Here is a 7959-nt window from a genome sequence, read left to right as displayed (position 1 = left end):
TTCAACAATGCGCGCTGAGCGACCAGGGGCAAGGGGAACAGGGCTGTTGATCGCCTTGGCCCTGCTGTCCAACGCCTGTGCATCGCGGAGGCCACCGCCTGGCCGGGGGATGAGCCTGCACTACACGCCGCGCGAGGCCATGGGGACCGCGCTCACCGGAGGGCCGGGCGAGGCGTCTCCGCTCGCTCGAGCCTCCCCGCCCGAGTCCGACAGTGCGGAGCAGCCGCACCGGCGCCGGGACTCGCGAGAGGCCGTGACGGCGGCGGGTCCTGGCCGGGTGGAGGGGAATGCGTGGCCGAGCGCCCTCGCGGCCCACGTGGCGTTTCTCGGTGCCGTGGACGAGGTCTCCACCTCCTCGCGCCGCGTCTCCAGCGAACTTTCCAGGCTCAAGGCCAACCACCTGGGCATCGCTGGCGTAGGCAGCGGCATCTTCGTCCGCTACCTCGAATATGGCGAACGTCAACGGCGGTGGGTTGACGCCGAGCTCGCCGCCGCCACCCGGCTGGCCATTGCCGCCTCGGAGGTGGAGGACTCGGACATGCGGCTCGCTCTGCTGCGTCTGGCCGGCCCACGTCTGGAAGCCGCCATGCTGGGCTCCATTCTCCTGGCCGTCTGGGTTGACATCCTCCACCTCACCGACGTCGCGCTCTCCGGACACCTCCATGGCGTGGAGACGCTGTTCATGAATCTGGACCGCATCCAGAAGATGCTCGAGCCCACCATGACGGCACTCTCCTCGTTGGAGCCGGAGCAGGTGGAGGCCGCGGCGCAAAACGTCCCCGCCCTGGTGGGCCACCTCACCGGCGAGTTCGCCGCACTCCGAGAGGCCATGCGCAAGGGGGCGGAAGTCCTCCAGAAGGCGCTGGCACTGAAGGAAGCCATGGAGGCACTCACCACGCTGTCGGCACTGAAGTTCTCCCTGCCCCGGCTGCTGCCACGAGCCGGCCCCGCCACGCTCGGAGTGGGCTTCATGGTGGGAGCCAACGGCGTGATGATGGGCACACGGCTCGTCGTCTCCGCCGAGTGGGTGGAGATGATGCGCCAGTTGGTGCGAGCGGGCGTCCTCTCCGTGCCCGCTGTCAGCGCCGCCGTGCGGATTCAGGCGGGCCAGGTGATGATGGCCGAGGCGCACGGCGAACTACCCAGGGGCGTACGCGAAGCGCTGGGCGACAGCCCCGAGGTGCGGGGCATGCGCGTGACGGGCAAAACGGGGGCCGGAATGGCCGAGCCACCCCGGCACCACGTCCTGCCCAAGGAGTTCCGCGAGTGGTTCGAGAAGCGCGGCTTCACCGGCGAGATGGAGATTGACCAGTTCTGCGTCAGGCTGGAGCAGGCGCACCACGAGGCCATTCACGGTGGGGGCGACTGGAAGCTGGGGCGCACATGGCCCGGTGAGTGGAACCGGATGATCATGGAAGCGCTGCTTGATGCCGAGGCCGAAGCTGGCCGGATGTTGACTCGGAACGAGATATTGAAGCTCGTCTCGAAGCGTATGAAGTTCTACGACATCCCGATGAACTTCACTCCTTGGGGAAGGTAATGACCGACGGACGTTCCTGGGAGGGCAACTGGGTGGCACGCCTGTACGAGCGGGTCCGCGAGCGCGGTTACGACTCGTTGACCGCCTTTGCCGAAGCGCGCCCCGCCGTTCCTCTGAATTTGCTGGCCGAGGAGCTTGGTCCGGACGACATCGCCGGGGTGCAGGTGTTCAGAGGGTTGCTTGCCGAGGCGGAGCGAAGCCATCGGGTCACACGCTTCGTGCGTGATGTTCTCGTGCGCGAACTTGCAGAGAGCCTCCCTGACGGCTGGCCGGCCGTGCTGGACGACACAAGCCGTGGAGAGATTGCCATGGCGCTCGGCACGTGGAGCGCCGACACCCCAGAAACGCATAAGGAGCGTGTCAGGCAAGCCCGCGCAGCTCTGCGTGCCACGCCACCACCGCCCGGCTGGCGCCCACTCAGCCCTGACGATGAACTGCTGCTCACGCTCCTGCCTGACGAGGAAGTCTGAATTTCATCCCCTGGAGAGGGCCATGAGCGACGGACATCCTTTTCAGGGCAACTGGGTGGCACGCCTGTACGAGCGGGTCCGCGAGCGGGGTTACGATTCGCTCACCGCCTTCGCGGATGCACGCCCCACCATGCCACTGCATTTGCTGGCCAAGGAACTGGGCAAGGACGACGTTGCTGGGGTGCAGGTGCTGCGCGGGCTGCTCGCCGAGGCGGAGCGGCGCAAGCAGGTCACACGCTTTGTGCGCGATGTATTCGTACGCCTCTGGACCCAGAGCGTCCCCGAGGGTTGGCCGGTAGTGCTGGACGACGCCAACCGTTTCAAGGTTGCCGAGGCACTCGGCCGATGGTCCGCGTACACCCCTGAAACCCACGAGGAGCGCGTCACGAAGGCCGGCGATGCGCTCCTTGCTACGCCACCGCCGCCCGGGTGGCGCCCGCTCGGCCCCGACGACGGGTTGCTGCTCACGATCCTGCCTGACGAGGAAGTTTGATCCTCCCCTGTGAACCTCACCCGCTGAAGAGGGCCATGAGCGACAGACATCCTTTTCAGGGCAACTGGGTGGCACGACTGTACGAGCGGGTCCGCGAGCGAGGTTACGATTCACTCACGGCTTTCGCCGAGGCGCGCCCCACTGCCTCGTTGGTGGCGCTGGCCAAGGAACTTGGCAAGGACGATATTGCCGGAGTGCAGGTGTTCCAAGGACTGGTGGCCGAAGCGGAACGAAGCCATGAGCTCACCCGCTTGGTGCGCGGCCAATTCGTGCGTGAACTGTACGAGAGCCTCCCCGACGGCTGGCCCACCGTGATGAATGACGCAAACCGTTTCAAGGTTGCAAAGGCGCTCGGCTCGTGGACTGCATTCACCCCAGAAAGCCATGAGGAGCGAGTCAGGCAGGCTAGGTCGGTGCTCCGGGCAACGCCGCCTCCGCCCGGTTGGCGACCACTCGGCCCTGACGACGAACTGCTCCTCTCACTTCTACCCGACGAGGAAGTCTGACCTTCGCTAGCTGGAGACTTCACCTTACAAACATGCTTCCCCATTCAGCTCGCTTGACGACCCCTGCCGCTGAGAGCAGAGGCCGTCTGGCTGATTGACTACGCGCGAGCAAGATGAGTGGGAGTGCTCCCCTGCCCGGCTCATACCGGGGTGAAGTCGATGCCGGTGATGCCTTCGTCTTCCATCGCCTGCTTGACGCGCTCGGAGACGAGGAACGCCACCAGCCAGCCCCAGGGGCGGAAGATGTTGGCGCCTCCAATCTTCTCTGGATCCACCTTGAGCCCGCGGACGTTCTGGTACTCGCCCAGCTTGTCCGGACGCTCGTCCTCCGGCTGCCAATAAAAGACCTCCTCACACCGGGCGTCGTCGATGCAGCGGATGACTTGAAGGGTATTGATGATGAACCAGGGTTCTGTCTGCCCCTCCACCTCGGCGGGAAGGAACTGGACTTCCCGGTCGAGACCCAGACGCTCGAAGAGGGAGACAACCCGGCGATGGACGACGGGAATCCCCATGGACAGCGTGTACTCGAGCACGACGCCCGTGGGCCTCACCGGGAAGCGGATCGGCCCCGGGATGTCGAGAACCCTTCCCTCATTAAACTGCCAGGTATCTATCCACTCGCCTTGGGCGTCGAAAGGCATGCGCAAATGCCAGCGCTTACGGATGCGCATGTTGTCATGCAATCGATAGTATTTCACCTGCGTGTTCATGGAGTCTTCGTAGCCAGCTTATTGAGTTTGGAACTGGGCACGCAGACTTCACCTGCGATCTTGTCGAGCATCTTCGTGAGTAGAACTCGGCATTCGGTTTTCGTTTTCCGCGGCTGCCTCAAGCGGCCACGAACTGCCGCGCGACCAGGCGGCGGTAGAGTCCCTCCTGGGTCATGAGGGTGGCATGACTGCCGCTCTGCACCACTCGACCGCCCTCCACCACCAGCACCCGGTCCGCGCCCGTCACCGTGGACAGGCGATGGGCGATGATGAGCGTGGTGCGCCCCCGCATGAGTCGCTCCAGCGCCTCCTGCACCAGGTGCTCGCTCTCGGCGTCCAGGGCGCTGGTGGCCTCGTCGAGCACCAGCAGGCGCGGATCCTTGAGCACCGCGCGGGCGATGGCGATGCGCTGCTTCTGCCCGCCGGACAGCTGCACCCCGCGCTCTCCCACGTGGGTGCGGTAGCCCTCGGGGAAGCGGGAGATGAACTCGTGAGCGTTGGCGGCGCGGGCGGCGGCCTCCACCTCGGCGTCGGTGGCGTCCATGCGGCCGTAGCGGATGTTGTCCGCGATGGAGTCGGAGAAGAGCAACGGCTCCTGCGCCACCGAGCCCACCTGCTGGCGCAGCCACTCCGGATCCAGCGTGCGCAAATCCACGCCATCCAGCAACACGCGCCCCCCTTGAGGGTCGTACAGGCGCACCAGCAGGCTGGCGATGGTGGACTTGCCTCCGCCCGAGGGGCCGACCAGGGCCACCACCTCGCCCGGTTGGAGCTCCAGCTCGATCTCCTGGAGCACGGGCACGTCCGGGCGCGCGGGATAGGCGAAGCGCACCGCCTGGTAGGTGACGCGGCCCCTCACCTCCGGGAGCCGCTCGCCACCCTCGGAGGGGATGGCGGGGACGCGATCGATCATCTCGAAGACGCGCTCGGCCGAGCCGGAGGCCCGCAGCAGCTCCGCCCACAGGTCCGTCAGCCCGCTCAGGGCCACGGAGACGAGCGTGGTGTAGACGAGGAAGGAGGTGAGGCTGCCCATGGTGAGCTCGCCCCGCAGCATCAACCGGGTGCCGTACCACAGCACCAGGGCCGCGGCGGCGAGTCCTCCGAACGAGGTGCCCACGACGTAACCCGTGGACAGGCGCGTGCGCTCGCGCGCCAGCTCGAAGGCGGTGCCCAGCCGTTGACGGTATCGGCCCACCTCATGGCGCTCGGCGGCGAAGGCACGCACCGTGCGGATGCCGGAGAGGATCTCGTCCGCCACGCCGGTGGCCTCGGCGAGCGCGGCGTGCACCCGGCGCGAGCTCAGCCGGATGCGGCGGCCGAAGAGCACGGTGGTGATGACCAGGGGCGGCACCACGGCCAGCATCAACAGGGTGAGCCGGGGCGAGGTGTAGAGGAGCATCGCGAGCCCGCCCACCACCTGCGCGCCGCTGCGCAGCGCCGTGGCGATGTTGGCGCTCACCACGTTCTGCAACACCGTGGTGTCCGCGCTCAGACGGCTGGTGAGCTCTCCCGTCTTGTGCTGATCGAAGAAGCCCACTTCCTGGGCCACGAGGCGCGAGAACAGCTCGTGCCGCAGCCGGGTCACGATGCGCTCACCCGTCTGGGTGAAGAAGTAGTAGCGCAGCGAATCGGCACCAGCCTGCACCGCGAAGACGGCGATCATGGAGAGCGCGACCCGGTCGATGAGGGCGGCGTCCTTCGACCCGAGCGCCTCGTCGATGATGAAGCGCACGGCCTGGGGGAAGACGAGGGACAAGCCGCTGCCGAGCAGCAGGAAGAACACGCCCGCGCACAGGGTCCGCCACTCGGGCTGGACCAGGGCCAGGAGGCGGCGCACGACGCCGGAGGAGGAGTCCTGGGACATGAGACGGAGGCCCCGCTCAGACCGCGGGCGCGGGGGGAGAGGAGTATCGGGCGATGCGGCGGAGCGACTCCCGGGCGGCCTCGCGCACTTCCGGCTCGGGCGCCTCCTCCAGCCGCTTCAAGGCGGTGGGGACCTCGTCGCCGGGATAGAGGATGTCGCCCAACCGCCGGGCCGCCAGCGCCCGGGGGCCCACCCCACCCCGCTCCAACTCGGCCAGCAGGAAGTCCCTGTAGAGGGCCAGGAACCGGTTCTCCGCGTCCAGCATGCCCTCGCACAGCGAGCGCAGATAAGCCCGGTCCTCCGCACCGGTCGGCACCTGATAGCCCCAACGCGCGCGGCAGTCATAGATGCGCTCGAACAGGAGCGACCGCTCGTCGTTCACGTGCCGGCGGTGCGCCTCGATGGAAGCGCGCTTGAAGAAGGCCTGGGCTCCGGACTTCAGCGCCGCCTCGGCCGCCGCGATCCGGGCCGCGATGGAGACGAGCTCCTTGAAGCCCGGCTGGGGCTGGCCCCGCGAGTCCATCACCGCGGAGTAGTCGTAGCCGTGGAAAGCTCCGCGCGGATCCGGATACGCGAGGGGGTAGCGCAGCGGCTCGCCCTCGGCGCGCGAGCGGGCGCGCTCCATGAAGTTGTAGGGACGGTGCATGGCGACGCGCACCCACTCCTCGGCGGGCATCAGCGGAATGCGCTCGCGGAGGTCCTCTCCCGCGAGGAACAGCGAGGCCTGCTTGAGGTTGACGGCCCCATCGCGCAACAGCCGGGACTCCTCCACCGCGCTCGAGTCCACGGGGATGCGGCTCAACAGGCCCACGGACTGGCGCAGGCGCTCGTGCCGCGCCTGCTCGCCCTCGAGGAAGCGGTCCTTGAAGACCAGGGTCACGTCGAGGTCGCTGTCGGCCACGGCTTCGCCCATGGCGTGGCTGCCCAGCAGGTAGCAGGCCCGGAGTCGCCCCGGGAAGGCCATCTGACACAGGCTGATGAAGCCGTAGAGGACGGAGTTGGCCGCCATGTCCTCCGTCATGCCGACCAACGACAGCTCTTCATCCATCACACGGCTCCCTCGTGCCCACCGGCTCGCAGTCTATCGACTAGTTGTCGAGCGCGCCCGCGAGGATCCACGAGCGGATCTGCGTGAGCTCTCCCGGGTTGGAATCGAAGTAGTCGGAATTGCCCATGGGCATCCGGATGCCGCACTCCTCGCCGCTGATGCGCCTGACCAGCAGGGACTCCTCGGGACGGCCGGGCGAGACCCGGGCGCCCGAGGCACACGCCCCCACCCCCGACGCCATCAGCGAGGCGTGGGACTTACCCACCAGCAGGTTCAGTCCCTCGAGGCCATTCTCGTTGTGGCAGCTCGAGCACCTCGCGCTCCACAGGGGCTCGATGTCCCGGGCATAGGAGGGAACGCCCACCTGCACGGGCACCGAGCGGGTCTCCGAGCTGGTGCCATCGGACACGGTGACCTTCACGGTGTAGGAGGCGGGCTGGCTGAGTTCCCCCGAGCGCCACTCGGAGAGGGGCTGGTCCGGATGGGTGAAGACGCCCGCTCCGGGGGGCTCCGTCGTCCAGGAATAGGTGAGCGGATCCCCATCCGGATCCCTCGCGGAGATGAAGAAGGGGTGCGACCTGCCCGCGATGAGCGCCTCGGGCTCCTCGAGCATGTCCACGCTGGGTGCCTGGTTGAGGGCGGGGACGTTCACGACGGTGACCGACACCGTGCCCTGGGTCGAGCCGCCCCTCCCATCCGAGACCGTCACCTTCAGGAGGAAGGTCGTGTCGCGGGAGATGAACGGCGCGGTCCACGAGGGGGTGGCGTTGCTGCCTTCGGCGAACGTCCCCAGGGGCGCGAACGGACTCTGGGTCCAGGAATAGGTGAGCGTGTCGCCATCGGGATCCGTGGCGGTCACCGCGAGGCTCGCGGCGGAGCCCTCGTCGAGGGTCTTCCGTGTCGTGGTCACCGGACCGAGCGTGGGAGCGCGGTTGGCCGCCAGGACGGTGATGGCGATGGGCGAGGAGAGGGCGCTGTTGCCCGCGGCGTCCTGGGCCTTCACGGTGAGCTGGTGGTCGCCCGTGGGGGTGGTGGACGAGTCCCAGGTGCACGAGAAGGTCGAACCGGAGCGCCGTGCGATGTCGTCCACGCACACCGGCGAGCCGGCGACGGAGAACTCCACCCGGGCCACCGTGCCCGAGTTGTCCTCGGCGGTGGCCCGGAGGATTCGTGAGCCCGAGACGCGCTCGCCGGGCGTCACCCCCTCCACCACCCGGACATTCACCGGCGCGACGGAGTCCGCGTCTCCGCCACACCCCAGCAGCCCCAAGACAAGACAGCCCGCGACGAGCCGAAGCGTTTTCATGGGGCGACACTATCGCATG

The 7959-nt window shown here is 67.8% G+C and carries 8 protein-coding genes; 4 read left to right on the top strand and 4 right to left on the bottom strand.

All coding sequences use genetic code 11. The features are described 5' to 3' along the window. Window positions 1–7 precede the first annotated feature (7 nt). Genes D187_RS38215 through D187_RS53190 form a run of 4 tightly spaced genes read left to right on the top strand, consistent with a single transcriptional unit; the run spans window position 8 to window position 3009 of the window. Window positions 8–1540: a hypothetical protein gene (locus D187_RS38215; protein WP_002630349.1), complete on the top strand. Its 1533-nt coding sequence runs from the start codon at window positions 8–10 to the stop codon at window positions 1538–1540. Next, entirely contained in the window at window positions 1540–2010 is a 471-nt protein-coding gene (locus D187_RS38210) for a hypothetical protein (RefSeq protein ID WP_043433673.1), read from the top strand. Before D187_RS38215 ends, D187_RS38210 begins: the two co-directional genes overlap by 1 nt. A gap of 22 nt (window positions 2011–2032) precedes the next feature. Next, window positions 2033–2503, top strand: coding sequence for a hypothetical protein (locus tag D187_RS38205; RefSeq protein ID WP_002630348.1), 471 nt, complete (start codon window positions 2033–2035; stop codon window positions 2501–2503). A 35-nt stretch (window positions 2504–2538) separates the two neighbouring features. Beyond that, window positions 2539–3009 carry an NUDIX hydrolase gene (locus D187_RS53190; protein WP_076606307.1) on the top strand — a complete coding sequence of 157 codons (471 nt, stop codon included), beginning with the start codon at window positions 2539–2541 and terminating at the stop codon, window positions 3007–3009. A 140-nt stretch (window positions 3010–3149) separates the two neighbouring features. Here the strand turns inward: D187_RS53190 and D187_RS38200 are convergent, their stop codons facing one another. From D187_RS38200 to D187_RS38185, 4 genes are all read right to left on the bottom strand, one after another. Next, window positions 3150–3722 carry an imm11 family protein gene (locus tag D187_RS38200; protein ID WP_043433671.1) on the bottom strand — a complete coding sequence of 191 codons (573 nt, stop codon included), beginning with the start codon at window positions 3720–3722 and terminating at the stop codon, window positions 3150–3152. Window positions 3723–3840: 118 nt separating this feature from the next. Further along, window positions 3841–5586, bottom strand: coding sequence for an ABC transporter ATP-binding protein (locus tag D187_RS38195; protein ID WP_002630346.1), 1746 nt, complete (start codon window positions 5584–5586; stop codon window positions 3841–3843). A 16-nt stretch (window positions 5587–5602) separates the two neighbouring features. Further along, window positions 5603–6634 (bottom strand): nucleotidyltransferase domain-containing protein, encoded by a 1032-nt coding sequence (locus tag D187_RS38190; protein WP_043433669.1) that lies wholly within the window; start codon window positions 6632–6634, stop codon window positions 5603–5605. A gap of 40 nt (window positions 6635–6674) precedes the next feature. Continuing rightward, complete coding sequence (locus D187_RS38185) at window positions 6675–7940, bottom strand: Ig-like domain-containing protein (protein WP_002630344.1); 1266 nt, start codon at window positions 7938–7940, stop codon at window positions 6675–6677. Window positions 7941–7959 lie beyond the last annotated feature (19 nt).

This window comes from Cystobacter fuscus DSM 2262 (genome assembly GCF_000335475.2).
GTDB lineage: Bacteria > Myxococcota > Myxococcia > Myxococcales > Myxococcaceae > Cystobacter > Cystobacter fuscus.
This window is presented reverse-complemented; position numbering and strand designations above follow the sequence as displayed.

Coding starts and splice junctions, on each gene's coding strand:
- D187_RS38185 (WP_002630344.1), bottom strand. CDS start 7,940: ATGAAAACGCTTCGGCTCGTCGCGGGCTGTCTTGTCTTGGGGCTGCTG.
- D187_RS38200 (WP_043433671.1), bottom strand. CDS start 3,722: ATGAACACGCAGGTGAAATACTATCGATTGCATGACAACATGCGCATC.
- D187_RS38195 (WP_002630346.1), bottom strand. CDS start 5,586: ATGTCCCAGGACTCCTCCTCCGGCGTCGTGCGCCGCCTCCTGGCCCTG.
- D187_RS38215 (WP_002630349.1), top strand. CDS start 8: ATGCGCGCTGAGCGACCAGGGGCAAGGGGAACAGGGCTGTTGATCGCC.
- D187_RS38210 (WP_043433673.1), top strand. CDS start 1,540: ATGACCGACGGACGTTCCTGGGAGGGCAACTGGGTGGCACGCCTGTAC.
- D187_RS38190 (WP_043433669.1), bottom strand. CDS start 6,634: ATGGATGAAGAGCTGTCGTTGGTCGGCATGACGGAGGACATGGCGGCC.
- D187_RS53190 (WP_076606307.1), top strand. CDS start 2,539: ATGAGCGACAGACATCCTTTTCAGGGCAACTGGGTGGCACGACTGTAC.
- D187_RS38205 (WP_002630348.1), top strand. CDS start 2,033: ATGAGCGACGGACATCCTTTTCAGGGCAACTGGGTGGCACGCCTGTAC.